The organism is Gilliamella sp. Choc4-2 (assembly GCF_001690355.1).
Classification (GTDB): Bacteria; Pseudomonadota; Gammaproteobacteria; order Enterobacterales; family Orbaceae; genus Gilliamella; species Gilliamella apicola_A.
In genome coordinates this window covers 1-26992 of the sequence record NZ_LZHG01000025.1, presented here as the reverse complement: position 1 = coordinate 26992, position 26992 = coordinate 1, and the positions used below count along the sequence as shown (strand labels likewise).

Annotated in this window: 24 protein-coding genes and 1 tRNA gene; 14 read left to right on the top strand and 11 right to left on the bottom strand. The window is 34.8% G+C overall.

What is annotated here, in order from left to right:
• Window positions 1-27 precede the first annotated feature (27 nt).
• The 4 genes from pyrH (at window position 28) to A9G34_RS03765 (ending at window position 3913) form a co-directional block, all read left to right on the top strand.
• Window positions 28-762, top strand: coding sequence for a UMP kinase (gene pyrH, locus A9G34_RS03780; RefSeq protein WP_034947527.1), 735 nt, complete (start codon window positions 28-30; stop codon window positions 760-762).
• 29 nt (window positions 763-791) lie between these two features.
• Window positions 792-1349, top strand: coding sequence for a ribosome recycling factor (gene frr, locus A9G34_RS03775; RefSeq protein WP_065568916.1), 558 nt, complete (start codon window positions 792-794; stop codon window positions 1347-1349).
• Window positions 1350-1583: 234 nt separating this feature from the next.
• On the top strand, window positions 1584-2780 hold the full coding sequence (locus A9G34_RS03770; RefSeq protein WP_065568915.1) for an MFS transporter: 1197 nt from the start codon (window positions 1584-1586) through the stop codon (window positions 2778-2780).
• 62 nt (window positions 2781-2842) lie between these two features.
• Complete coding sequence (locus tag A9G34_RS03765) at window positions 2843-3913, top strand: alpha/beta hydrolase (protein WP_065568914.1); 1071 nt, start codon at window positions 2843-2845, stop codon at window positions 3911-3913.
• A gap of 98 nt (window positions 3914-4011) precedes the next feature.
• On the opposite strand, the gene A9G34_RS03760 is transcribed toward A9G34_RS03765, so the two are convergent.
• Window positions 4012-4887: a LysR family transcriptional regulator gene (locus A9G34_RS03760; protein ID WP_065568931.1), complete on the bottom strand. Its 876-nt coding sequence runs from the start codon at window positions 4885-4887 to the stop codon at window positions 4012-4014.
• A gap of 461 nt (window positions 4888-5348) precedes the next feature.
• Between A9G34_RS03760 and deoC the strand changes: the two genes are divergently transcribed.
• From deoC to ispC, 3 genes are all read left to right on the top strand, one after another.
• Window positions 5349-6020 carry a deoxyribose-phosphate aldolase gene (gene deoC / locus A9G34_RS03755; RefSeq protein ID WP_065568913.1) on the top strand — a complete coding sequence of 224 codons (672 nt, stop codon included), beginning with the start codon at window positions 5349-5351 and terminating at the stop codon, window positions 6018-6020.
• A gap of 61 nt (window positions 6021-6081) precedes the next feature.
• Window positions 6082-6843 carry a DNA-binding transcriptional repressor DeoR gene (deoR, locus tag A9G34_RS03750; RefSeq protein ID WP_065568912.1) on the top strand — a complete coding sequence of 254 codons (762 nt, stop codon included), beginning with the start codon at window positions 6082-6084 and terminating at the stop codon, window positions 6841-6843.
• 1 nt (window position 6844) lies between these two features.
• Complete coding sequence (ispC, locus tag A9G34_RS03745) at window positions 6845-8023, top strand: 1-deoxy-D-xylulose-5-phosphate reductoisomerase (RefSeq protein ID WP_065568911.1); 1179 nt, start codon at window positions 6845-6847, stop codon at window positions 8021-8023.
• A gap of 137 nt (window positions 8024-8160) precedes the next feature.
• On the opposite strand, the gene A9G34_RS03740 is transcribed toward ispC, so the two are convergent.
• Window positions 8161-9120: an aminoimidazole riboside kinase gene (locus A9G34_RS03740; RefSeq protein ID WP_065568910.1), complete on the bottom strand. Its 960-nt coding sequence runs from the start codon at window positions 9118-9120 to the stop codon at window positions 8161-8163.
• Between the two features lie 313 nt (window positions 9121-9433).
• On the opposite strand from A9G34_RS03740, the gene A9G34_RS03735 reads away from it, so the two are divergent.
• Complete coding sequence (locus A9G34_RS03735; protein WP_065568909.1) at window positions 9434-10903, top strand: glycoside hydrolase family 32 protein; 1470 nt, start codon at window positions 9434-9436, stop codon at window positions 10901-10903.
• 44 nt (window positions 10904-10947) lie between these two features.
• Here A9G34_RS03735 and A9G34_RS03730 read toward each other — a convergent pair whose 3' ends face one another.
• Window positions 10948-11952, bottom strand: coding sequence for a LacI family DNA-binding transcriptional regulator (locus A9G34_RS03730; RefSeq protein ID WP_065568908.1), 1005 nt, complete (start codon window positions 11950-11952; stop codon window positions 10948-10950).
• Window positions 11953-12162: 210 nt separating this feature from the next.
• On the opposite strand from A9G34_RS03730, the gene A9G34_RS03725 reads away from it, so the two are divergent.
• The gene (locus A9G34_RS03725) at window positions 12163-13407 is read left to right on the top strand and encodes an oligosaccharide MFS transporter (protein ID WP_065568907.1); all 1245 of its coding nucleotides are present in this window, start codon (window positions 12163-12165) and stop codon (window positions 13405-13407) included.
• Between the two features lie 181 nt (window positions 13408-13588).
• The gene (gene cysE, locus A9G34_RS03720) at window positions 13589-14350 is read left to right on the top strand and encodes a serine O-acetyltransferase (protein ID WP_065568930.1); all 762 of its coding nucleotides are present in this window, start codon (window positions 13589-13591) and stop codon (window positions 14348-14350) included.
• A 61-nt stretch (window positions 14351-14411) separates the two neighbouring features.
• On the opposite strand, the gene A9G34_RS03715 is transcribed toward cysE, so the two are convergent.
• The 5 genes from A9G34_RS03715 to recN all read right to left on the bottom strand — a co-directional run bounded on the left by A9G34_RS03715 (window position 14412) and on the right by recN (window position 19280).
• Window positions 14412-15245, bottom strand: coding sequence for a mechanosensitive ion channel domain-containing protein (locus A9G34_RS03715; protein WP_065568929.1), 834 nt, complete (start codon window positions 15243-15245; stop codon window positions 14412-14414).
• Between the two features lie 62 nt (window positions 15246-15307).
• On the bottom strand, window positions 15308-15901 hold the full coding sequence (slmA, locus tag A9G34_RS03710; RefSeq protein WP_065568906.1) for a nucleoid occlusion factor SlmA: 594 nt from the start codon (window positions 15899-15901) through the stop codon (window positions 15308-15310).
• Window positions 15898-16356, bottom strand: a complete 459-nt coding sequence (dut, locus tag A9G34_RS03705; protein ID WP_065568905.1) for a dUTP diphosphatase — start codon at window positions 16354-16356, stop codon at window positions 15898-15900. The genes slmA and dut overlap by 4 nt, the downstream gene beginning before the upstream one ends.
• Window positions 16340-17566, bottom strand: a complete 1227-nt coding sequence (gene coaBC, locus A9G34_RS03700) for a bifunctional phosphopantothenoylcysteine decarboxylase/phosphopantothenate--cysteine ligase CoaBC (protein ID WP_065568904.1) — start codon at window positions 17564-17566, stop codon at window positions 16340-16342. Before coaBC ends, dut begins: the two co-directional genes overlap by 17 nt.
• A 52-nt stretch (window positions 17567-17618) precedes the next feature.
• Window positions 17619-19280, bottom strand: coding sequence for a DNA repair protein RecN (recN, locus tag A9G34_RS03695; protein ID WP_065568903.1), 1662 nt, complete (start codon window positions 19278-19280; stop codon window positions 17619-17621).
• A gap of 122 nt (window positions 19281-19402) precedes the next feature.
• On the opposite strand from recN, the gene A9G34_RS03690 reads away from it, so the two are divergent.
• The 4 genes from A9G34_RS03690 to metF all read left to right on the top strand — a co-directional run bounded on the left by A9G34_RS03690 (window position 19403) and on the right by metF (window position 24609).
• Window positions 19403-19855, top strand: coding sequence for an integrase core domain-containing protein (locus tag A9G34_RS03690; protein ID WP_442902650.1), 453 nt, complete (start codon window positions 19403-19405; stop codon window positions 19853-19855).
• Between the two features lie 752 nt (window positions 19856-20607).
• A complete protein-coding gene (locus A9G34_RS03680) occupies window positions 20608-21159 on the top strand; it encodes a DUF1440 domain-containing protein (protein WP_034909547.1) in 552 nt (183 codons plus the stop codon).
• Window positions 21160-21332: 173 nt separating this feature from the next.
• Entirely contained in the window at window positions 21333-23606 is a 2274-nt protein-coding gene (gene metE / locus A9G34_RS03675) for a 5-methyltetrahydropteroyltriglutamate--homocysteine S-methyltransferase (protein WP_065568900.1), read from the top strand.
• Window positions 23607-23733: 127 nt separating this feature from the next.
• Window positions 23734-24609, top strand: coding sequence for a methylenetetrahydrofolate reductase [NAD(P)H] (metF, locus tag A9G34_RS03670; protein ID WP_065568899.1), 876 nt, complete (start codon window positions 23734-23736; stop codon window positions 24607-24609).
• A 65-nt stretch (window positions 24610-24674) separates the two neighbouring features.
• On the opposite strand, the gene A9G34_RS03665 is transcribed toward metF, so the two are convergent.
• From A9G34_RS03665 to A9G34_RS03655, 3 genes are all read right to left on the bottom strand, one after another.
• Window positions 24675-24751 (bottom strand) — tRNA-Met (locus tag A9G34_RS03665).
• A 905-nt stretch (window positions 24752-25656) separates the two neighbouring features.
• Window positions 25657-25992, bottom strand: a complete 336-nt coding sequence (locus A9G34_RS03660) for a fatty acid desaturase (RefSeq protein WP_255305663.1) — start codon at window positions 25990-25992, stop codon at window positions 25657-25659.
• Between the two features lie 108 nt (window positions 25993-26100).
• Entirely contained in the window at window positions 26101-26925 is an 825-nt protein-coding gene (locus tag A9G34_RS03655; RefSeq protein WP_081295259.1) for an IS3 family transposase, read from the bottom strand.
• Window positions 26926-26992 lie beyond the last annotated feature (67 nt).

The window sequence follows — 26992 nt, the reverse complement described above, 5'->3', positions numbered from 1 at the left end:
TTAAACAACGAAATAGTGAGACTTCATATGGTAACCCCTTTTTATAAACGTATTTTGCTTAAGCTTAGTGGTGAAGCGCTACAAGGCGACGAAGGTTTTGGTATTGATGCAGCCGTTCTTGACCGCATGGCTCAAGAAATAAAAGAGCTTATTGAAATGAACGTTCAGGTTGCGGTAGTCATAGGAGGTGGTAATTTATTTCGTGGTGCAGGACTTGCTAAAGCGGGAATGAACCGAGTGGTTGGTGATCATATGGGCATGCTAGCAACAGTTATGAATGGACTTGCTATGCGTGATGCGTTGCACCGAATTGAGGTTAATGCCCGTTTAATGTCAGCGATACCATTAAACGGCGTTTGTGATGATTATCGTTGGACTGAAGCAATTAGTTTGCTTCGCCATGGTAAAGTTGTTATTCTTTCTGCAGGAACAGGTAATCCTTTCTTTACAACAGATTCAGCCGCTTGTTTACGAGGTATTGAGATTGAAGCGGATGTTGTTTTAAAAGCGACCAAAGTAGATGGTGTTTACTCAGCTGATCCTGTTAAAGATCCAACAGCAATACTTTATAAAACATTAAACTATGAAAAAGTTCTTACTGATGAGCTTAAAGTAATGGATTTAGCTGCATTCACATTAGCAAGAGATCATAATTTACCGATTTGTGTCTTTAATATGAATAAACCTGGTGCGTTGCGTCGTGTCATATTAGGTGAACAAGAAGGAACATTAATTAATAACAAAGCAACTTTAACCAGTTAATTATCTTTATTTTAAATAAGGCTTTTATTATGTTAAACGAGATTCAAAAAGAAGCGCAAACGCGCATGGAAAAAAGCATTGATGCATTTCAGACTCATATTTCTAAAGTTCGAACTGGTCGCGCATCACCAAGTTTATTAGATGGCATTATGGTTGAATATTATGGTAGTCCAACGCCACTTCGCCAATTGGCTAATATTGTAGCGGAAGATGCAAGAACTCTTGCTATAACCGTATTTGATAAATCATTAACCCCTCTTATTGAAAAAGCTATCCTAACTTCAGATTTAGGGCTTAATCCTGCATCAGCAGGCACAGTTATTCGCGTACCATTGCCACCGCTTACAGAAGAACGTCGCCGTGACTTAACTAAGATTGTTCGTAACGAAGCTGAACAAGGACGAGTATCGATCCGTAATATTCGCCGTGATGCTAACGATCAAATCAAAGCATTACTAAAAGATAAAGAAATATCTGAAGATGAAGAGCGTAAAGCGCAAGATTTAATCCAAAAAGCGACAGACGCCGCAATTAAAAAATTAGATACAGTGCTTGCCGATAAAGAAAAAGAACTAATGGAATTCTAATTTTCCCTCCCTTTTCTTAACAAGTGCTCTGCTTTACCAAACAGAGCGCTTTTCCTAAAAAAACAGTCTAATTTTCTTATCAATAACTGGCAAAAAATTATTATATAAAACAACAAACCATGCTTTTAAAGCATGTTTATCTATAAAATATAAGTATTTTACATGGTTAATTAAATTACCTATACTTTTTTAAACTTGCCATTTGAACTAGTTAAATAAAAGGTACTTTATGTAATGAAAACACCATTATCCTATCACACAGAAGAAAAAACCTCCCATTGGTCTGCTGTTTTTTCATTATTTATGGGGGTAACTAGTCTTATTTCAGCTGAATTTATTCCTATCAGTTTGTTAACACCTATTGCACAAACTTTGCATATTACTGAAGGAATGGCAGGGCAAACAGTTACCGCAGTTGGTATTTTTGCAGTTATTGCAAGCTTGATACTAGCACCACTAAAAATAAATAGACGCTTGGTACTATTAATTCTCTCGATGTTATTGGTGATAGCCAATATATTAGTCGCATTTACACCTAATTATATTATTTTATTAATAGGAAGAAGCATATTGGGGATATGTGTTGGTGGTTTTTGGTCTCTAGCATCAGCAGTAACACTACAACTTGTACCGATAAAAGATCTGCCTCGAGCATTAAGTATTATCTATGCTGGCGTTTCAGTAGCAACAATTATTTCACTACCATTAGCAAGCTATTTAGGTGATCTTATTGGTTGGCGAAAGATCTTTTTACTATCGACATTACTAGGTGTGATTGCTTTTATTTGGCAATTTATTACGTTACCTACTTTACCTGCACAGCAAGGTAATAGTTTTAAAAGCATGCTTTTTCTCTTAAAGCAATGCTGGATAACGGTAGGAATAGTAGCAACAATATTTAGTTATGGTGGATATCATGTTTTTTTTACTTATTTAAGACCATTTTTAGAGCATAATCTTGCCTTGCAAACAAATTCCATATCCACGATTTTACTTCTATTTGGAATAGCTAACTGTATTGGCACCGTTATTGCGGGTTTTGTTATGGGAAAACAATTTAAAATAACGATGATAGCAGTTCATTTTATTTTATTGATGCTTGCTATTACTTTAATGTTCAGCCATAAAAATATAACATTCAATATGCTACTAGTTATTGCTTGGGGATTGGTGTTTGGTTTTATTCCAGTAGGTTGGTCTACTTGGATTATACGTACACTTGCTGATAAAGCCGAAATGATGGGAGGATTATCTGTTGCTTCGATTCAATTTTCCATTGGGTTAGCAGCAGCAATGGGAGGTCTCATCTTTGATCATAAAGGGATACTAGGCATATTTTTTAGTGCTGCACTTATTTTTTTATTTGCCTTGATATTAATTCAACTCAGTTTTCAATTATTTACTCGTGTAACAGGACATCCTATTGCATAGTAATCTTTTTTCAATTTATTGATAATATTAAATAAAAGTTACTTATTAAAAGGATTACATCAATGAAAAAGGTTTTATTTTATTTCAAAGATAGTACTGCTTTAATCGTTTTTTTAAGTTTTTTAGGGTTATTTTTATCACCATCAGTAATGGGAGCCGATATGTCTAGCAATGCAAATAATTTTTATCAAAGTAATAATGTCACTATGCAAAAAGTTAGTTTTCTAAATCAATATAAAATGAGTGTGGTTGGAAATTTATTTATGCCTAAAACGCTTGATGCCAAAAACAAATATCCAGCAATTATTGTTGGACATCCAATGGGCGCAGTTAAAGAACAAAGTGCGAATTTATATGCTACTAAAATGGCTGAACAAGGCTTTATTGCATTAGCCATTGACCTATCTTTTTGGGGCGAAAGTGAGGGGCAGCCTCGTAATGTTGTATTACCCGATATGTATGCAGAAGATTTCAGCGCTGCAGTTGATTATTTAGGTACTCAAACTTTTGTGGATCGTAACAATATTGGCGTAATTGGTGTTTGTGGTAGTGGTAGTTTTGCTATTAGTGCCGCTAAAATTGATCCTCGTTTAAAAGCCATTGCGACGGTTAGTATGTACGATATGGGTTCAGCCAATCGCAATGCACTTCACCATTCGTTAACACTTGAACAGCGAAAACAGATCATAAAACAGGCGTCAGAACAACGTTATGTTGAATTTACCGGCGGTCAGACATTATATACAAGTGGCACGGTTAATAAGGGCCAACTTAGACCTGAAGATGGTCCTATTGCTCATGAATTTTATGATTTTTATCGTACGCCTCGTGGTGAATATACACCTGTAAGTTCAACGCCAGAACTAACGACTCACCCAACATTAACTAGTAATGTAAAATTTATGAACTTCTATCCATTTAACGATATTGAAACCATTTCACCACGACCAATATTATTTATCACAGGTGATCAGGCTCATTCTAAAGAGTTCAGTGAAGATGCTTATAACCGTGCGATAGAACCCAAGGAACTCTATTATGTGAAAGGAGCCGGGCATGTTGATCTTTATGATCGAATCGATTTAATCCCTTTTGATAAATTAACAATCTTTTTTAAAACGTATTTAAAATAACCATTAATTTTTAATGAAATGTTATCCGACCGCAAAGGGAGTATGAATTTATGATGCTTCCTTTCTTTTACTCATCATTATAAAATGATAGATGAATATCAAAAATGTTCTTTTAGCTGTTTTAAGAGCAGTTCAGCAGCTTTAGAAAATACATGATATTTTTTCCAAACAATATTTACATCTACTTTTAATTTTGGATATAAGGGTTTAAAACAAAGCGAATTATCGCCTGCTGTATTAATGAGTTTATCTAAACACAAGGCATATCCGATATGTTGTTCAACCATTAACGCTGCATTAAATATTAAGTTATATGTTGCAATAATATTTAGTTTTTCGTAGTTCCGTTTAAACCATTTTTCAATGCTATCACTAACATATTTTTGTTGGGATACAATCAGTGGTAATGACCATAAATCAGATGGAGAAATAACCTCAAGGTTTGCCAGCGCGCAATCTTTTCTCATTAATACCCCCCATGTATCTTGTTGAGGAAGGCACAATGATTCATATTTTGTTAGATGAGTTGGCTCAATTAACACACCAAAATCAAGTAATCCCTTATCAATACGTTCGGTGACATCATTTGCATTACCACTATAAATATGAATGCGGATGCGAGGGTAAACTTCTTGCATTGATTTGATAACATTTACCACTAACTTCATTGCATCGGTTTCACCACAACCAATATAAATATCACCACAAATACTTTCGTTTGGTGCTTGAAATTCTTCTACTGTTTTATGCACAAGTTCCAGTATTTCCTCCGCACGTTTACGTAATCGTATTCCTTCATCGGTCAAGGTAATTCGCCTACTACCGCGAATAAATAGGGTTTTGCCAAGTGTTTGTTCAAGTTCAATCAACTGACGAGATAAGGTGGGTTGAGTTAGATGTAAATAGTTAGCGGCAGAGGTAATACTTTCTTCTTTAGCAAGAGCAAGAAAATAACGTAAAATTTTAATATCTATCATTTTCCTTTCCCATCATTCTTGTTTAACAACTCTTCTTTTTTTATATTTAAAAGATTTTGTGTAAAAAATGAGGATGTTTATATCTCATTATTAACATAATATAAAAACTTCAGATGTTTTACCATAAATTGCTTAAGTTTTACTGAGAAAGCTCATCGGCATTAGAAGATTTAGTAGGATGTTAAATAAAACTTAATACACAGATGTACACTCCAAGGTTAATCATTCAAACATATTAAAAAATACTCAGAAAAATTTATTGATTTTATCTAAGTTTTTTTTGTTAACATTTAAAGAAAAACAAAACTCAATATCCGCCTATTTTTATCTGTACTATTTTTTACAATTACCCATAATGTTACTATAATAACATTATCACCTTATATCTGTTATTAAAATAACATTTTACACCTAACAAATTTATTAAATTAGACATCAAAACTAAAAAAATTAAGGATATCACTATGAATTATGCAAAGTATATCGATCATACTTTACTTGCGATGAACGCAACAAAAGACCAAATAACTAAACTCTGTGAAGAAGCTAAACAATATCATTTTTATTCAGTTTGTGTTAATTCAGGCTATGTTCCTTTAGTGGCTAGTTTACTAAAAGGTAGCGATGTAAAAGTGTGTTCAGTAGTTGGCTTTCCTTTAGGTGCAATGCTAACTAGCGCTAAAGCCTTTGAAACCGAAATGACGGTTAAAGCAGGTGCGCAAGAAATCGATATGGTTATCAATGTGGGTTGGTTAAAAAGCAATGATTGGGATGCGGTTAAACAAGATATTGAGGCGGTATTTAACGCTTGTGGCGCTGTGCCATTAAAAGTGATTTTAGAAACTTGTTTATTAACTAAAGACGAAATTGCTAAAGTCTGTGAAATTTGTAAGCAAATCGGTGTTGCTTTTGTTAAAACCTCGACTGGGTTTAGTGTATCTGGCGCAACGGTTGAGGATGTTAAGTTGATGCGTGATACCGTTGGCAATGAGATGGGGGTTAAGGCATCGGGTGGTATTCGTGATCGTCAAACGGCTGAAAAAATGGTTCAAGCGGGGGCTTCGCGTTTAGGGGCTAGTGCTGGTATTGCGATTGTTTCTGGTAATGTAACTTCGACCAGTGATTATTAATCAATGATATCAATTAATAAGCTACTTATCTAGCTTGTTATTATTGATTTATAGGATCAGCATGGAAACACAATCACAAAAAAGAGTGAATGATCTTATTCAACTTTTAAAAAAAACAGATAAGATTCATTTAAAAGAAGCCGCTAAGTTGTTGGCTGTTTCAGAAATGACCATTCGCCGAGATTTGAGCAATGTTGGTTGTTCCCTAAGTGTTTTGGGTGGCTATGTTGTTAGTGATGCTCGTCATCAAATTACCCCGTATTTTTTGTCAGACCAACAAGATAAACAGGTTTATGAAAAACAATATATTGCCAATATAGCTAGTAAATGCATTGTAGAAAACGATACCGTCTTTTTTGATTGCGGTACGACTATTCCTTTTATTATTGATGCCATTGATGATGAAATAACTTTTACTGCTATCTGTTATTCATTAAACGCATTTTTAGCATTACAAAATAAATCTAATTGTAAGACAATTTTATGTGGAGGTCATTATCAGGCTAATAATGCGATTTTTAGCGCTATTGGACAGCATAGTGGATTAAATTCGATTTGCCCAAATAAAGCATTTATTTCGGCCGCAGGGATTGATATTGAACAAGGTGCAACTTGTTATCATTTTGATGAACTTGATATGAAATTGCAGGCTATAAAAAAATCAGGTCAAAATATTTTGATTGCCGATTATACTAAATTTAATCAAGTTAAACCGGCTTTTATTGGTGAGTTAACTCTGTTTAATCAAATTATTACAGATAAAATGCCAACCAAGGAATTTATTAATTTTTTAGCTAATCATAATATAGATTTAATGTATTAATATGAAAAATATCACAATTTTAGGTTCGACAGGTTCAATTGGTTGCAGTACGCTAGCGGTTATTGCTCAAAATCCACATCTATTTAAAGCTTATGCTTTAGTAGGAGGTAATAACGTTGCCAAAATGACTGAGCAATGTCTGGCTTTTAAGCCTAAATACGTTGCCATGGCAACGGCGCAAGCTGAGATGGCATTAAGAGCAAATCTTGCCAATCTAAAATTGGATATTGAAGTGTTAAGTGGTGAACAAGCCATTTGCGAATTAACGCAGTTGCCCGAGGTCGATCAAGTGATGGCCGCAATCGTTGGAGCCGCAGGATTAAAACCAACTCTTGCTGCGATTAAAAAAGGTAAGCGTATTTTGTTGGCCAATAAAGAATCGCTAGTAACCTGTGGACATTTATTTATGCAATCGGTTAAAGAGTATGGTGCTGAGTTGTTGCCGGTAGATAGCGAACATAACGCTATTTTTCAAAGTTTACCAACGACGGTACAGCATGATTTAGGTTTTGCTAACCTTGCTGAGCATGGTATTACTAAAATCGTGTTAACAGGTTCTGGCGGACCATTTCGTGATTGGGATTTAGCTAAACTGGCACATGTCACCCCCGAGCAAGCGGTTGCTCACCCTAATTGGTCGATGGGAAAAAAAATATCTGTTGATTCAGCAACGATGATGAATAAAGGGCTGGAATATATTGAAGCTCGTTGGCTATTTAATGCCAGTGCCGACGAAATGGAAATTATTATTCATCCACAATCAATTATCCATTCAATGGTACGTTATCAAGATGGTAGTGTGATAGCTGAACTTGGTGTGCCTGATATGTGCACGCCAATTGCTTATGCCATGTCTTACCCCGATCGTGTTCCTTCAAGCGTACCACCTTTAGATTTTACGCAAATTTCGTCGTTAACATTTAAACAACCTGACTTTGACCGTTATCCATGTTTAAAATTGGCAATCGATGCCTTTAATCAAGGGCAAGCGGCTACCACTGTGCTCAATGCCGCCAATGAAGTTGCGGTTGAAGCATTTTTGCAACATAAAATTGGTTTTATGGATATTGCTAAAAATGTATCAAAAGTATTAGATCAATTGGCTTTCCCTGAGCCATCGACAATTGATGATGTTTTTATGATAGATCAATGGGCAAGATCACAATGCAGTCGGTGTTAAATGCTATTTGATTTTATAAACAGTAATTTAACTAAATAGTTAAGTTATTGAGTGGTAAAGGGCAGTCAATAACAATTATATTTTGAAACTATTGTGCTCAATTTTGCTGCCCTATTAGTAAGTTTTTACTATTTTTATTATGCCATTTGTTTTGCTGTTAATGTTGGATTATCGCTAATAAATGATTGTAAAAATGTACTATCAGGTAGTGCAGTTAATGCGCCTTTTTTGGTTGTAGCTAAGGCTCCACAAGCACTGGCAATGGTCATCATGCTTTCTAACATCAGTTTATCATCAGGCATGCCTGATGATGCAATACTGCTGAGTAATCCTGCGACAAAAGCATCACCTGCACCGGTTGTATCAACACTATTTACATGGTACGAATCAAACGAAAAATTTTTGCCTTGCCATAATACAATGCTGCCATCTTTACCTTTGGTAATTAATTTTAATGATGCTTCATAGTGTTGTTGTAGTTTATTTAATGCTTCACTCCAATCATTGCTTTGAGTTAACCAAAATAGTTCTTCGTCTGATAGTTTGAGGATATCAGCATCATGACAAAATTGGGTAATGGTGGTGCGCATTTCGTCTTTATTGACCCACATCTGTTCGCGCAAGTTAACATCAAAGCTGATTAGGCCATTTTTAGCGGTAAGCTGTTCAATCGCAATTTTAAGTGTTTGACGGCAAGTGTGGCCAACTAGCGCCAAAGAGCAAAAGTGTAAAATATCTTGGTTAAAATTAGGAATTGCTTGCTGAGATAAAAATTGATCAGCTGAAGGTGAAACCAAAAAAGTAAAACTACGTTCACCGTTTTTTCCTAAATCAACAACCACAGTACTTGTTCGATGATGTTCATCTTTTTCAATGCTTTGACAATCAACGTTATATTGGCGGAATGTGGTTTCCATAAAATCACCAAAAGGGTCATTACCAACACGACCAATAAACGCTGAAGGCAACCCTAATTTTGCAACACCAATTGCAACATTTGCAGGTGCGCCACCAGCACATGCTTTATAATTCATATCACCAAATGGCAATAAATCAATAACGGCATCCCCAAGGGACCAAACTTTAGTATTATTCATTTTTTAACTCGATTATAGTTAGTTACTGCGGTAATCTAGTATAGTGACAGATTACTTGAGTTTTTTGAAATATGTCATCTTTTTACTTTTTAGTAAAGTCATTAATAGTTAATCTGTTGTTGAATTTATAATAGTCATTTTTTAAAAGTCCGCCATAGACTAAATCATTTGACAAAAAATTCATTGTTAACGTTAAAAATATGTGACTATCATCACATATTTTATCGCTAATTTCATTAACAGTTAACGTTAACAATTAAATTAAGATACTATTAAATAAAGGTATCTAATATTGGATAAAAAAGGGGTTTTTATGTCTACTGCTATTGATAAAGCCAATCTAGCTGTTAAAAATTTAGAAAAAGCAATGAATAAACAATATTATCCACATTTTCATTTAGCTCCACCAGCTGGTTGGATGAATGATCCTAACGGTTTGATTTATTTTAAAGGTCAATATCATGCCTTTTATCAGCATCATCCTTATGATGAAAATTGGGGACCAATGCATTGGGGACATGCTGTTAGTGATGATTTAATCACATGGCGAAGGTTGCCAATAGCTATTGCTCCCGATCAAGAATTTGATAAGTCAGGCTGTTTTTCTGGATCGGCCGTAGATAATAATGGTGAGTTATGCTTAATTTATACTGGTCATATATGGTTGAGTGGCCAAGGTTATGATGAACAGATTCGACAAAGCCAATGTCTTGCAACTAGTAAAGATGGCATTCATTTTGAAAAGCAAGGCACAGTACTTATCCCCCAAGACGGAGTAATGCACTTTCGCGATCCTAAAGTGTGGCAACAAGATGGTAAATGGTGGATGGTTGTTGGTCAAAGAACGCCAAATAATGTTGGTCAAGTTTTACTATTTAGATCTGATGATTTAAATGAATGGCAATTGGATCATGTTGTAGTGAGTGATATCGATCCAGATGTTTATATGCTTGAATGCCCTGATTTTTTTCCACTTGGTGATAAATGGGTTTTGATGTTTTCACCACAAGGGTTGAAAGCAAAAGGTTATCAGTATCGTAATCAATTCCAATCAGGCTATATAGTAGGTAATTGGCAACCTGGGCAGCAATTTTCAATAGTTAAACCCTTTCAAGAAATGGATTTTGGACACGATTTTTATGCACCGCAATCATTTCTTGCCGCTGATGGACGTCGTATTATTTTTGCTTGGATGGATATGTGGCAGTCAGCCATGCCAAGCAAAAAAGATAAATGGGCAGGCGCATTTACACTTCCTCGTGAACTGATTTTAGATCAAGATAATAAAGTCAAAAATCGCCCAATAAAGGAACTTGAAGCATTGCGCGAAAAGCCAAAATCATTTGATGAAATAATACTCAATAGTGAGCTTAAAAATACCAATATTGAGTCAATTTGTTGTGAACTTTGTGTTGAATTTGATCTAAAAGAAAGTGATGCTGAGCGTTTTGGTTTGCAACTTGCAGCCACTGAAAATGGTAAACAAGCAACATTACTATATGTTGATTTACAATCTAATCGTATTGTTCTTGATCGTAGTTTATCTGGTCTTGAATTAACTGGTTATCGTAGCGTACCATTACCAGAGAGCCAAAAATTAACTTTACATGTGTATGTTGATGCTTCATCTGTAGAAGTATTTGTTAATGGTGATTTATATAGCCTTTCAAGCCGTATCTATCCAAAATTACCAGCAGAGCGAGTAGTTAATTTATTTGCTGAAAATGGTAGCGCCAAAATAACAAAAGTAGATAGCTGGCAGTTAAAATCTATTTATGCGTAATTGATGATTGAATTGATCGCCATTTGGCGGTCAATTTAAGTAAGCTATAATGAATTCCTTTCTAAATAAGGTGATGCTACCTGTATTATCTGTTTTTGGTTTTTGTTATTAATTATATGTAAAGCTGCTTGTTCTCCAATCTCATAATGAGGCAATTGCACTGTTGTCAGTGGTGGATAAAATAGTTCACCAGTACCTACCATGTTATCGTAACCTAATACAGCCACATCAGAAGGAATATGAAGTCCTTGACCGAGTAAATATTGATAAGCAACAAAAGCTATTCGATCATTACCACAAATTAATACATCAAAATCGGGTTTTTTATTACAATGCTGTTTGAGTATATCAACCGTCATCATATATTCTTGAGCAAGATCATCTGATAAAGTTGAGGTATGGTAACTAGTAATCTCATTTAAATTGTAACCGGCATCTAACCACGCTTGCTCAACAGCTTTACGTCTAGTTTTTCCTGCTAATGTGGTTTCTGATAAATAGATGCATAATGGTTTTTTATAGCCTTTCTTTATTACTTGTTGCATGGCTTGATATTGACCCAAATAGTCATTTGGAATGTAGCAAGCGAGTTGTTTTGAATCGCTTATGCAATTAGCTAATACAACGTTTTTATCTAATAACTTTTCAGGTAGTTCAACTTTTTTTAATCCCATTGTTGTATAGATGATACCGTCAGGGCGATATGACAGTAGGGTATTAATGGCATGATCGGCATCTTTATCATCAAATAAATTAACAATAAAGGTATTCCATCCATGATTTTGTGCGGTCTTTTCTATGGCTTGTAGTAATTCTACCGAAAATGGTGTCATTGCTGTTTCTAATGCCAAAACACCAATTGCACTTGGTCCTGATTTATCACCACGAATCTTTCTTGCCGATAAGTCAGGTACGTAATTAAGGTGCTTAATAGCTTGTTTAACGCGTTTGTAAGTTTCTTTATTTAATTTTTCAGGATTATTTATTGCGCGTGAAACCGTCATTAATGAAACAGAAGCTAGCTTTGCAACATCCTTAAGTGAAGCCATAGTTAAATCCTCTTGTTTTACAAGATAAAAATGATTATCAATCATTACTATGCATGATGATATCACAAATAGAAATGATAAAAAGTGTGAGGTAAGTAACATTTATGATAATTGGTTCTATCTATTTCGTATCAAATATGGCAATAATGTTAATATTAGCATGTTAACGTTAAACTTATTCGATATTTCAACAATATAAGAGTAATAAACATGAATATGATAAAAAATAGAAACTATTGGTTCTCGTCTGGTTACCTTATTACCTTTTATGCTGCGTGGTCGATGTGGTGGTCTTTTTACGCAATTTGGTTAAAAAGTAAAATTGACTTATCCGGTGAGCAGTTAGGTATTGTTTATGCGGCTAATTCTGCCGCGGCCATGTTTTTCATGATTTTCTATGGCATTATTCAAGATAAATTACAAATAGGTAAAGCGGTAGTGACCTTCCAAAGTATTATCATGGTTCTTATTGGTCCTTTTTTAATTTATGTGTATGAGCCTTTATTAAAAAATGATTTTATTTGGGGTGTTTGTTTCGGAGCACCCGTTTTAAGTGCTAGCTTTATTTCAGGTAGTGCTTTGATTGACTCTTTTATTGAACGTATTAGTCGATTATTTGGCTTTGAATTTGGTCCTGCTCGTTTTTGGGGATCATTTGGTTATGCTGCTGCCACGTTTGTTGCCGGTATTTTATTTGGCATTGATCCTCATATTAACTTTTGGATGGCGTCGGGTGTTGCGGTTATCTTTTTTACCATTAATATGATATTTAAGCCAAAACAATATCAAGCATCACCAACTGAAAATAACGATACTGCTTTAGTAGAAAAAACAACGACTATACCAACAATGGGTGAAATTTTATCGTTGTTTGGTTTGAAAAAATTTTGGTTGTTTGTGTTTTTTGTTATTGGTACTTATAGTTTTTATACTATCTATGATCAGCAGTTATTTCCTAATTTTTATACTGGTTTTTTTGAAAAACCAGAAGATGGCTATCAAATTTACGGTTATTTAAATTCCTTCCAAGTCTTTTTAGAAGCAACTTGTATGATTATTGCTCCTTATTTTATTCACAAAATGGGGGCTAAAAAATCGCTATTAGTTGCTGCACTAGTTATGATTTGCCGAATTGCATTATCTGCAACGTTAGATAATATTTATCTGATATCATTCGTTAAGTTATTTCATGCAATTGAAATTCCATTATTTATTTTGGCGATGTTTAAATATATTGTAGGTAATTTTGATGCTCGGTTATCTGCTACACTTTATTTAGTTGGTTTTAATATTTCATCAAATCTTGGCGTTATTGTGTTGTCATGGTTTGTGGGTAAATTATTTGATAATACAGGATATGCGACAACATTTTATGTGCTTGCTGGTGTTGTTTTGATTACTTCGATAATAGCTATATTTACTTTAAGTGACGAGAAAAAAGCAAAACAACAATAATTTTAAATTAGCTCTAATAATTATAAAAATGGGGACATATAGTTTCCATTTTTATTTTTATTGATGTTAAATCAATACAATCCTTGCTTATAAGGAAAGTTTGCGAAACAATATTAATAATTTTAGTTAATATGTATAGGGAGTTGTAGTGAACGATAAAAAAATAGCTGTGAAACCAGAAATGTTATGGCAAACCATTCGACAAGAAGCCTCAGAGTTAGTTGAAAGCGAGCCGATGCTAGCTAGTTATTTCCATGCAACTTTACTCAATCATGAAAATTTGGGTAGTGCTTTAAGCTATATTTTAGCTAATAAACTTGTTTCTCAGGTTATGCCCGCTATTGAAATTCGTGAAATTGCTAGGCAGGCTTATCAAGCGGACCAAAATATTATTCAGTCAGCTATATGCGATATCATGGCTGTTTATATTCGCGACCCGGCCACTAATTATTATTCAACACCACTTCTTTATTACAAAGGATTTTTATCCTTGCAAGCTTATCGAATTGCACATTGGCTTTGGAAGCAAAATCGTAAGTCATTGGCGGTTTTTTTACAAAGCCAAATTGCGATTGTATTTGGCGTTGATATTCACCCTGCGGCAAAAATTGGCTGTGGAGTAATGTTTGATCACGCAACAGGTATTGTGATTGGAGAAACGGTGGTAATTGAAAATGATGTTTCTATTTTACAATCGGTTACATTAGGCGGAACGGGTAAAGAAAATGGTGATCGCCATCCAAAAATTCGTGAAGGAGTGATGATTGGAGCTCATTCAACGATTTTAGGTAATATTGAAATAGGCAAAGGTGCTAAAATTGGAGCAGGATCTGTCGTATTAGATCATGTACCGCAGCATACAACTGTTGCTGGTGTGCCAGCAACAGTTGTTGGTTGTCCAGATTGTGAAAAACCGGCGTTAAATATGGATCAAGATATTTAATTGCTAATAAATGATAAATAAACTTCTATTGAAACGGATCAATGAAGTTTTTAATAAACTGTTACTTAGACTTCAGGTTTACATCCATTGTTGGATATGGAATATCGATATTATTTTCAGTTAATCCATTTTTGATATTTTCAAGCAACTTACCTTTTACTACTCCATAATTTTCATTTAATGTCCAAACTAAAACATTAAAATTCATTGAAGAAGCATCTAAAACATCTAATCGAATGGTAGGCTCTTTTGAAGTTAATATATTATTAGTTTTATCAACTGCTTGTTTTAATACTTGATAAACTTTTTGAATATCTGAGTTATAACTAACATTTATTACCAGATCTAAACGCCTTTCAGGCAAACGTGTATAGTTAATAATATTGGCACTAACTACCTGGCTATTAGGGATCACCACTAGTTCATTAGTGGGTGTAACAATAGAAGTTGAAAAAATTTGGATAGAATCAATAATCCCTTGCTGGCTATTGATAACGACCATTTCACCCACTTTAAATGGACGAAAAATAATTAAAATAACACCAGCTGCAAAGTTAGATAGCGAGCCTTGTAATGCTAAACCAATCGCTAAACCAGCAGCACCGATAACAGCAACAATTGAGGCTGTTTGTACCCCTAATTGACCTAAAACAGCAACCAATGTCACTAAAAAGGTTGCATAGTATGATAAAGCACTGACAAATTTAACAACAGTTGGATCGACATGCCGATTTGTTAATATTCTTTTTAATTGGTTACTAATAAATTTAGCGATGGTTCTACCAATAACAAAAATAATAATAGCAAAGCAAAAATGAGCGATATAGCTAAATACTACCCCATCATATTTTTTGATAAATGAAAGAGTATAATTTAAAAAATCTTCAAAATTCATATTATTATCCTCATCAATAGGTAATAAAAATTTTTTATTAAAGAATTTAATTATGAAATTGGTTAAAGCAGTTGCTTGGCTAATAAATTCCAACGTATATCAAAATTAGTTGTTGGTAGATATTTAAAACCTGAACGAGAATAACGTGCCATCATTCCCTCGCAAAAAGCTAATAATTGGCTAGATAAAATACGTTCATCAGTTATGAAGGCAACACCTTCACGAATTTTTCGCTCACGTAAAACTTGTTTAATTTGAGTTTCAATTCGTTCAAATAGCTGGTTAATACGTTCTTGTAACTGATCTTGCTCAAACATTAATGCGTGCCCAGTCATAATTCTGGTTAATCCTGGGTTCTTTTCAGAAAATCCTAATATCAAAGCAAGAATAAGTTGTAACCGAGTAAATGTATTTGGCTCTTCATGCATGATCACATTTATACGGGATAACAAGATATCTTCAATATAGACAATTAAACTTTCAAACATTTTTGTTTTACTCGGAAAATGTCGATATAAAGCTGCTTCAGAAACACCTACTGTTGCAGCTAATTTGGCTGTAGTTATTCTTTGAGTGCCTTCATTAGATTCAAGCATTTTTGCCAATGCTTGTAAGATATCTTCTTTGCGATTTCTATTTTTGCTACTCACGATCATTTTTTACCCGAATGTCCAAAACCACCTTCGCCTCGTACTGATTCAACAAATTCATCAACAATGTTAAATTCGGCTTGTACAACCGGAACAATGATTAGTTGAGCAATTCGATCGCCTGCTTCAATCACAAAAGGAGTTTGGCTTCGATTCCAAACAGGAACAAATAGTTGTCCTTGATAATCTGAATCAATCAAACCCACCAAATTACCAAGTACAATACCATTTTTTGAACCAAGCCCTGAACGCGGTAACACTAAAGCAGCTAAACTAGGATCAGCAATATGCATGGATAAACCAGTCGGCGTTAAGATAGTTTCTCCTGGTTTTATTTCGGTTGTTTTATCAAACATTGCTCTTAAATCAATGCCTGCAGATCCTTCAGTTGCATAAGTAGGTAGAGGAAATTTGTTACCTAAACGTTTGTCTAATACTTTTATATCAATTTTTCTTTTCATCATGACTCGCTTTATATCGTGTTATAACAGTTTGAAGTAACTGTGTTGCTAATTGATTTTTACTGCTTAATGGTAACGTTTGCTCACCATTTTGCCAATACAGTGTTAATGCATTTTGATCGGAATTAAAGCCAATGGTTTTATCGGAAACATCATTAGCACAAATTAAATCTAAATTTTTTGCGGTTAATTTTTTTAGTGCATAAGTTTTAACATCATTAGTTTCAGCGGCAAACCCTACCACAAAAGGGCGATGTGTTTTTAGTGCTGCAATATTAGCTACAATATCGGGATTTTTAACTAATTCAATCACAAGTTCATCGTTATCACCCGTTTTTTTAATTTTTTGTGTCGCAATTGTTTTAGCATGATAATCGGCAACAGCGGCACAAGAAATAAAAATATTTGATTTTTTAGCGTGATTCATTGCTTCATCGTACATCTGTTTAGCACTTTTAACGTCAATTCGGTTGACACTATTCGGCGTATGTAAGTGAACTGGTCCACTAATTAATGTGACATTAGCACCCATTTGAGCAGCGGCATTTGCAATTGCAAATCCCATTTTTCCTGAACTGTAATTACTAATATAACGAACTGGATCGATTTCTTCGATTGTTGGGCCTGCTGTAATGGTAATTGATATATCTGAAAGTGCTGAGGTTGATTTAAAATAGTCGGTTATTTCCTCAACAATAGTGAGCGGCTCAAGCATACGTCCTGGTCCAACATCACCGCAAGCTTGAAAACCACTGTCTGGACCTAAAATTAAGGTATTTCTTGACGCTAATACAGATAAATTATGTTGAGTTGCGGCAGCTTTATACATTTGTTGATTCATCGCCGGAGCAATAGCAATTGGCGAAGATGTTGCTAAACAAATTGTTGATAACAAATCATCGGCAATACCATTTGCCATTTTAGCAATAATATTGGCGGTTGCAGGCGCAATTAATACTAAATCTGCCCATTTGGCAAGTTCAATATGACTCATAGAAAGCTCGGCCGATGGATCAAAGAGATCGCTAGAAACCTGATTGCCAGAAACAGCTTGAAGCGTCATTTTAGTGACAAAATGGCTAGCAGAATCTGTCAAAACTACATGCACTTGCGCGCCAGATTTTTTTAAATGGCGAACAAGGTCAGGACATTTATAAGCGGCAATCCCACCAGTAATCCCTAACAAAATACGTTTACCCGATAGACTCATGATCATGCTTCCTTCACACCAAAAATGAAAGCGTTATATTACCACAATTAAGTTAGATAATAAGTAGCTCTTTCGCATTGGCTAATGTTGCATCTGTAATTTTATCGCCGCCTAATAATCTCGCTAACTCGTTTAACCGCCCATTTTCGTTTAATTTTTGCATATCTGTAGTGGTTTTTTTACCATTAGTTTGTTTGCTAACAAAATAGTGTTGATTAGCTTGTCCTGCAACTTGTGGTAAATGAGTAACGGTAATTACTTGAGTTGATTGTCCAAGCTGCCTTAATAGTTGCCCCACTTTTGCGGCGGTTGAACCGCTGATCCCAACATCGATTTCATCAAAGATTAAAGCTGGCGTATCCATTTTTTGCGCAGTTAAAACTTGAATTGCCAAAGCAATACGCGATAATTCCCCACCCGAAGCAACTTTAGCCAGTGGTTGGGGGCTTTGCCCTGCATTAGTACTAACTAAAAAAGTGACTTGATCAGCGCCATCTTCATTTAATCGATTTTCGTCAAAAGCAATATCGATACTAAATTGTCCATTAGGCATAGATAATTCATGCATAATAGTGGTGACTTTTTTAGCTAATGTTTTGCTTATCGTTAATCTTTTTTGATGCAATTTTGTAGCAATTTCAACGGCAATTTGATGGTATTTAGTAATATCATTTTTAAGTTGTTCACTTTGTTCATCTTGCTGATTAATTTGTTTAAATTCAGCTAACAAAGTTTGATGTAAATCTGGTAATTCTTCGGGAGAAACATGATGTTTACGCGCCAAAGCAATCTGTTTAGATAGCCGCTGTTCTAATTGCATGACTCGAGCAGGATCGAGCTCTAAACGCTCGCTATAGTGGCGCAGTTCATCACTTGCCTCTTTAATTTGGATTGAGGCTTCTTCTAACATGTTATAAACGCTATTTAAGCAAGGGTCGAGTTCAGCTATTTCTTGAACGCTGTTTTTTACACTACTTAGTAAGCTATTAACATTATAATCATCAGCTTCATCTAATAGCATGACTGATTGTTGGCTTAGATTAATTAACTGTTCGCTATTAGATAGCCGTTTGTACTCTTCATCAATTTGTTGAAATTCCCCCTCAATGGGCGAAAATTCATTAAGTTCTTTTAATTGATATTGCAAAAGTTGCATATGCGCATCACGCTCTTGCCTTGTTATTTCGTATTGCTGGTAAAACCGTGTTGCTTCTTTCCATTGCTTATAGGCTTGATGCATTTGGGCAAGTAGTGTTGATTCATTCATATAATGATTTAACAACAACTGCTGATAATCACTGCGTAACAGGCGTTGATGCGCATGTTGCCCATGAATTTGAATCAACATTTGCCCCAAATCTTTTAATTGCGAAATAGGAACAGCTCGACCATTAATAAACGCTTTAGAACGCCCATCTTGATTAATTACTCGTCGCAAAATGCACTCATTACCTTCATCAAGTTGGTTTTCGCTTAGCCAATCAAAAGCTGCATGCGTATCATCAAGTAAAAAACTTGCAGAAATATCAACACGATCAGCTCCATGTCGAATAGATGAAGCATCAGAACGATTACCTAAACATAATCCCAATGCATCAATAGCAATCGACTTCCCCGCTCCCGTTTCGCCGGTAATAGCAGTCATACCCGAAGTAAAATCGACAAGAAGCTGATCCACAATAGCAAAATTATTAATAGTGAGTTGAGTTATCATAATAAATTAATACATAAGGCTAGTTATAATATTGGCAGTATAGCAGTAAAAACACTGTAAATAAATACAGGGTTGTATTTTTGTTTTTTGGGAAGGGGGCGAAGATGTAACTATCCCCTAAAATAGTACAGCAAAAAAGTAGAAAATTCTCTATGATAAAAGTAAAAGAGGATTTAATAAGGATTACCCGTTATCTGGATAAACTGGCCGAATATCATGGCTATCCACTCAAAATACGAGTGGATAATGGACCGGAGTTTACCGGAAAAACATTCATCGACTGGGCTAAATCACATGATATAACCATTGATTATATCCAGCCCAGTAGTCCCTATCAAAACTGGTATATTGAACGATTTAATCGTACCTATCGAACTGAAGTACTCGATTTATATCTTTTTAACAACTTAGCACAAACAAGGAGAATAACCGAAGAATGGTTAACGATTTATAATACCGAAAGACCGCATGAGGCATTAAATAACATGACACCGATTGAGTATAAAACTAAAACAAGCAGCATGATTTTCTACGTGAGCTGTGTACTAAGTTTGGGATATTTACACTTTAACTGACAAAAACACAAAATTTAGGATAGGGTCGATTTTTTTGTATATTAAACAGAATTATTGCACTGTCTGGTTTTTTGTTAGTTTTTAGATCTTATTTATATTATATCTGTAGACATAGCCATAAAGCATTCTGTAACTATTATTAAGTGAGACTTATTTAATTCTTGTTTATTTTTATTTGTTGCTCAACTCTTCCTACATTTGCTGTTTTTATTGGATTTTTATATTATTTTCCATTCTTTCCATGCTTTTTGCATCATTAATTTCTTTCATCGTGTTGTTAATTGGTACAAAAGTAATAAAAGAAAACAACAGTGCTACAACAATATAATCGGCTCTACGTTTATGCTTTTTTAATAGGATGTAAAAAAAATTCACAATACAATTAAAAATAAACAAAACAACAATAATGAAATTGATAATTTCCTGTGGAGATATTGTGCCTATTCCATTATTACCCAAACCCGGGAAGATAAAACACACTTCTAAAAAATAAAGCACGTAAAGAAAATAAACCATACTTAAAGCCGATAACAAAATCTAAAATTTTATATTATTATTAATAAAAATACTAATTAATTGTGGACTATAAAAATACCGTTTATAAAAATTTAACGGATTATTTTTAATAAATGGCCACTTTCTATTATTTCAATTACGTTTACCGTTAGCTAATTCTTTCTATTCTTCTTTTATCCAAAATTACACTGGAGTATAATTCACACACCTATTATTGTAATTGTGGAAAACCCAGTATGTTTGGAAATAAAACAAATCGTCAAATCATTATTTGGACAACAATCATTGGTGGTTTTATTAGTGCTTTAGTTAAGTGGGGATCAGAGGTTAATATGCCTCCTCGTGTCCCGGGTGAAATTTCGCCTCCAGCGGCACATATTGATGCATGGCTTGGTTGGTTAGGGATTGATTCTCATTCACTTGATTATATTTATCAAACAGCAACTGTTTCTGGTGCGGTAACGCTTTATCACTGGTTATTCAGTTTTGCTTTTGCCTTTGTTTATGTGGCTGGTGCATATTATTGCAACAAAATCCGACTATGGTATGGCGCTGTTTATGGCACGATTATTACTATCTCTATGCATGGTTTTTTAATTCCATTACTTGGCTTTCGTCATCCTGCTTATGATGCCGAAGGTACTGTTGGTTGGTTATGGAATTTAAATGGCTATGAACTTTGGAGCGAAATTTTGGGTCATATCTATTGGGGCGTTTCAATTGAAATTTGTATGATTGCCGTTCTTGCTCATTTTTCAAGACCTATTCGTGGCGAGTGGCGTCAATAATTTAAGTTAAATCACTTAATACTAAACCCTACTATTTAACTATAGTGGGATTTTTTATTTTATCGGTTATAGTTAAAAACTATATTAACCAATAAAAAACTAGAATTATTCAATATCTGTTTTTTTTGTTATCTTCTTTATCACTAAAGAAAGTCGATAAAAAGGAAATAAAAATGAATACTGCTGTTATTGGATATCCTCGAGTTGGTAAGCTTCGTGAACTTAAATTTGCAACAGAAGCCTATTTTAAAGGTAATAAAACACAAGCCGAATTATTAAACGAAGCCAAAGCGTTACGAGCTGAGCATTTAAAACAACAAGCTGCTCAAAAAATTGCCTTTATTTCATCTAATGATTTTTCATTCTATGATGCGGTGTTAGATACAGCGTGTTTACTTAATGTTATTCCAAAACGTTACCAAGATTTAGGTTTACCTGAACTTGACCGTTATTTTGCGATGGCACGTGGTTATCAGGGTGAAAAAGGCGATGTGCGAGCACTCGCTATGAAAAAATGGTTTAACACCAATTACCACTATTTAGTACCTGAAATTGAAGATTCAGTACAAATTAAGTTAACAGGCACTAAACCTTTTGACGAATATCAAGAAGCTAAAGCGTTAGGTGTGCAAACCAAACCGGTTGTGGTTGGGCCGTTAACTTTTTTTAAATTAGCGCAGTATTTAGGTAAAAAACAGCTTGTTGATTTTAAAGCTGATATTATTAAAGCTTATCAAGACATCATCCAAAAATTCACAACGCTTGGTGCTGAGTGGATCCAAATTGACGACCCCATTTTAGTCACTGACCTAAATAAAGACGATATCGCTTTATTCACCGAACTTTATCAAGCGATTTTATCGGTTAAAGGTAACACCAAAATTGTTCTACAGACCTATTTTGGTGATGTGCGTGATTGTTATAAAGAACTTGTCGCTTTACCTTTTGATGGTATTGGTCTTGATTTTGTTGAAGGTAAACAGTCATTAGCTTTACTTGAAAACAATGGCTTCCCTGCCGATAAAGTCTTATTTGCTGGTGTGGTAAATGGAAAAAATATCTGGAAAAACAATTACCAAAAAACCTTAGCATTACTTGGCAAAATTAAACAAAAAGCCGCAAATATTGTAATCAATACTTCTTGTTCATTACTGCATGTTCCTTATACATTGCAAAATGAGACCAAATTAACCATTCAACAACGTGCTTATTTTGCTTTTGCACAAGAAAAGCTACAAGAACTTGCTGAACTTGGTCAATTATTTAAAGATGTAAATCCTGAAAATAATGCCGCTTATAAAGCTAACCAAACATTATTTACTCGTGAGCGTGAGGGCGCAAATCAAGCAGTACGCCAAAAAGTGGCCGCATTAAAAGAGTCGGACTTTACTCGTTTACCTGAATTTTCAGTGCGTGAAGCTGCGCAGAAAAAGGCCTTTAATTTGCCACTATTACCAACTACCACTATTGGATCATTCCCACAAACGCCTGACGTACGTTTAAATCGTGCTAAATTCAAAAAAGGGGAAATTTGCCTGAACGAATATACTGAGTTTAATCAACAAAAAATTGCCGAATGTATTAAATTACAAGAAGAAATTGGCATTGATGTGTTAGTTCATGGTGAATTTGAACGTAATGACATGGTGGAATATTTTGGTGAAAGCTTAAATGGCTTTGTGTTTACTGAAAAAGCATGGGTGCAATCTTATGGTACTCGTTGCGTTAAGCCACCAATTGTTTGGGGTGATATTTCACGCTCAAAACCGATTACTGTTGCATATTCAAAATATGCACAAAGCCTGACAGACAAACCAGTTAAAGGTATGTTAACAGGACCTGTGACTATTCTAAATTGGTCATTCCCACGAGAAGATATTTCTCAAAAAGAATCAGTATTCCAAATAGCATTAGCAATTGGTGATGAAGTATTAGATCTTGAAGCAGCGGGTATTAAGATCATTCAAATTGACGAAGCGGCATTAAAAGAAAAATTACCACTACGTAAAGCCGATTGGAACAGTGAATACCTTGATTGGGCGATCCCTGCGTTTAGATTGGTACATAGCAAAGTGCAAGCAGATACGCAAATCCACACTCATATGTGTTATAGCGAATTTGCCGACATTATTAAAGATATTGATGCAATGGACGCTGATGTTATTTCGTTCGAGGCTTCTCGCTCTAATTTGCAGTTGATTGACGTACTTAATGCAAACAACTTCAAAACTGAAGTGGGACCAGGGGTTTATGACATCCATTCACCACGTGTACCACCAGTAGCCGAAATCAAAGCAACAATTGAAAAGTTACTAGCGAAGATTGATAACCAAAAATTGTGGATCAACCCAGATTGTGGTTTAAAAACTCGTGGTGAAAAAGAAGTGGTTGAAAGCTTACAACATTTAGTACAAGCCACTTTAGAAGTAAGAAAAACACTGAACTAAGCAATGTTTTTACAAAGTCGTTTTTATTAATAAATCAGGCTTTGTTTAGCCTTACGTTTCCGCCGCCTATTTGGGCGGCGGAAGTGTCAATAAGGACAATAAGTGACATAACCAATGGATGAAACAAATGAAAACAAATCTACTATTTAATAAAAAAACCGTATTCTCCTTTGAGGTTTTTCCCCCTAAAAAAAACTCACCTCTAGAAACAATTTATAGTACATTGCGTGAACTTGGTTATTTTAAACCTGATTTTATCAGTGTCACTTATGGTGCAGGTGGTAGCTTAAATGGTCAAACCACCATTGATATTGCCCACTCAGTCAAACACACTTATGGCATTGAAAGCGTCGCTCACTTGCCGGGGATCAATTTTGATAAAGCTGAAATGCAAAAAATCCTACATGATCTTAAATGTGCAGGAATTGATAATGTGCTCGCTTTGCGTGGTGACATTAGCCCGAATGTGCAACCTAAAGATGATTTTCGATACGCCAGCGAACTGGTGACATTCATTAAAGAAAACGGTGATTTTAACGTGATTGGTGCATGCTATCCCGAAGGACACCTTGAAGCAGCAACACTAAAACAAGATCTGATCCACCTAAAAGAAAAGGTCAATGCAGGTACCGATCAACTTATTTCACAGCTATTTTTTGATAATGATTATTTTTATACATTTTTAGATAAATCTCGCGATATTGGCATTAATGTTCCAATAGAAGCAGGCATCATGCCAGTGACCAATAAAAACCAAATTGAGCGTATGGTATCAATGTGTGGGGTGAATTTACCTAAAAAATTCAAACAAATGATGGAAAAATACGAACACCATCCAGAAGCATTTCGTGATGCCGGTATTGCTTATGCAATTGATCAGATTGTTGATTTAGTTTCGCAAGATGTCGATGGCATTCACTTATACACCATGAACAATAGCTACATAGCAAGGCGCATTAGCGAAGCAGTATCAACATTGCTAGCAGTGCCAAAATTGGAATAGTGATGGTATAAAGATAAAGTATATTTTTTTGGAGTACTGTGGAGTTGTTGCGGACTAGCTAAAATTGGTTGCGGGGGCTGGATTTGAACCAACGACCTTCGGGTTATGAGCCCGACGAGCTACCAAGCTGCTCCACCCCGCGTCAAAGAAGTGGATATATTATAGCAATAAAATAATAAAGCAATACTTTTTTTACTAAGAGTTATATTTTTAAACATTCTTGAGTAAATATGGATTATTTTTTTACATAAAAAACCTAGCCATACTAAAATAACAATTTCCATATAAATTTTTGATTTTAAGTAAAAGTATTAAAACAAAAATTTAAGGAAAGGCGATTTCAATGATAATGATTATCTTAAATTGCTCGATGATTTAACAGTGTAGTTTGCTGATGAGAATTTTCCTATTCATTCTTATCCTGAATTTTATTTAACTGCAATGCGTAACAATGAAAATGCGATAATTGGATAATGCCACTTTATTATCCAATTATCAATGACAAAAATTTACTTTAAAATTTATTAAACAACTTTGCGAACAAATTGGTTCAAGTATATCTTTTCACAAAGACCTCATTAAGCAATATTGAACACAATTTGAAGAGCAATTTCCAAACAATAATGTAATTGATTAATGGGTTAGCTCCGCCTTGCAGCAATTAAGAGATAAAGGTTATTTGTTATTTTTAAAAAAAGAAAATACCAACTGTTAAGTAATGATACTGACTATAAAACTCAAGATCATTTTAATAACCAAGATATTACTGAATCCTTAATCATAAAACGATCTTATACCCATATTCAGCCAGTTTATCCAGATAATGGGGGAATCTTACCTGCTAGTGAACTGATGGCTGTATCAGAATGTCTAACACATCACTATTAAAGTCATCAATCACATTTATGGTGTGATTAGATAGTTACAAATTAAAGATGAAATCATCTCATGGAATTTAGTTATCTGAATTCTTTTCAGCTTTAATACTGTCAATGCCTCAAAAAGCATTTATTTCTTCCTTCCCATTTGTTTTAAAAAAACTTGCTGCTATATAAACAGTTCAGGCAGAGTAATTTCATGATAATCAATCTGAAATTGCTTGGATATTTGTTGGATAATCGCCGTTAAGCGCAAGTAATGTCGATGGCTGAAACCGGGATATATATGGTGAGTTAGGTGTAAATTGAGCCCGCCTAACCAGTATTCTATAATAGGATATTTTAATCGCCAATTAAGCGCCGTATTAAGTACATGTTGTGTTGAACCATGTGGCATAAGCCCATCAGTGGGCGCTAGGTAAAAATTGGCTTTTTCCCTGTGGGTACCAAGAATCAGTATTATAAAGATCATTGAAGAGCACAGTTGACTTAGCCCATAGGTGATGAGAATAAATCCTACACTGAATTGAGGACAAATAACTAAAGAAAATGGCGGATAATCGAGCAGATAAGTGTAAATGCCCCCAACTTAGTACACAACTCACGTAGAAAATTAAGCTGCTTGTTTTAGTGTTTTATACTCAATCGGTGTCATGTTATTTAATGCCTCATGAGGCCTTTCGGTGTTATAAATCGTTAACCATTCTTCGGTTATTCTCCTTGCTTGCGCTAGGTTGTTAAAAAGATATAAATCTAACACTTCAGTTCGATAAGTCCGATTAAATCGTTCAATGTAACCATTTTGATAAGGGCTACCGGGTTTGATGTAATCTATAGTTATACCATGTGTTTTTGCCCAATTAGTAAACGTGTTTCCGGTGAATTCTGGTCCATTATCGACTCGTATTTTTAATGGATACCCATGATATTCGGCCAGTTTATCTAAGTAACGGGTAATCCTTCCTGCTGGTAAGCTTACTGCAATATCAATCCCTAACGCCTCACGATTAAAGTCATCAATGACATTGAATGTCCTAAAGCGACGTTGATTACGGCTACTGTCACTCATAAAATCCATTGACCAACATTCACCTTGTTTATTGGGGACTAATAACCTTTCCGGGCATCGTAGAGGAATACGTTTTTTACGCTTTACCCTGAGGTTAAGCTTTAATTCACAATACACCCGATATACCCGTTTATGATTCCATTTATAGCCGAGCTTTCTGATACGATTAAAACATTTAGGAAAACCCCAGCGTAAATGCCTTTCCGTGATAGCATTCAACACCGAAATAATCACTGAATCATCCGGTAACTTAGGTTTATAATAGTAAGCACAACGGCTTAAGCCAACAATGGCACAACTCATAGTAATAGTAACTGAATGATTTTGTTGTAGTTGCTGTGCCCACGTTTTACGTGCCTTTGTGGGCACTAAAGCTTTTTTATGATTTCTTCCTGAAGCTGGGATTTTAAGCTCAGTTCGGCAAACATCTGCTTAA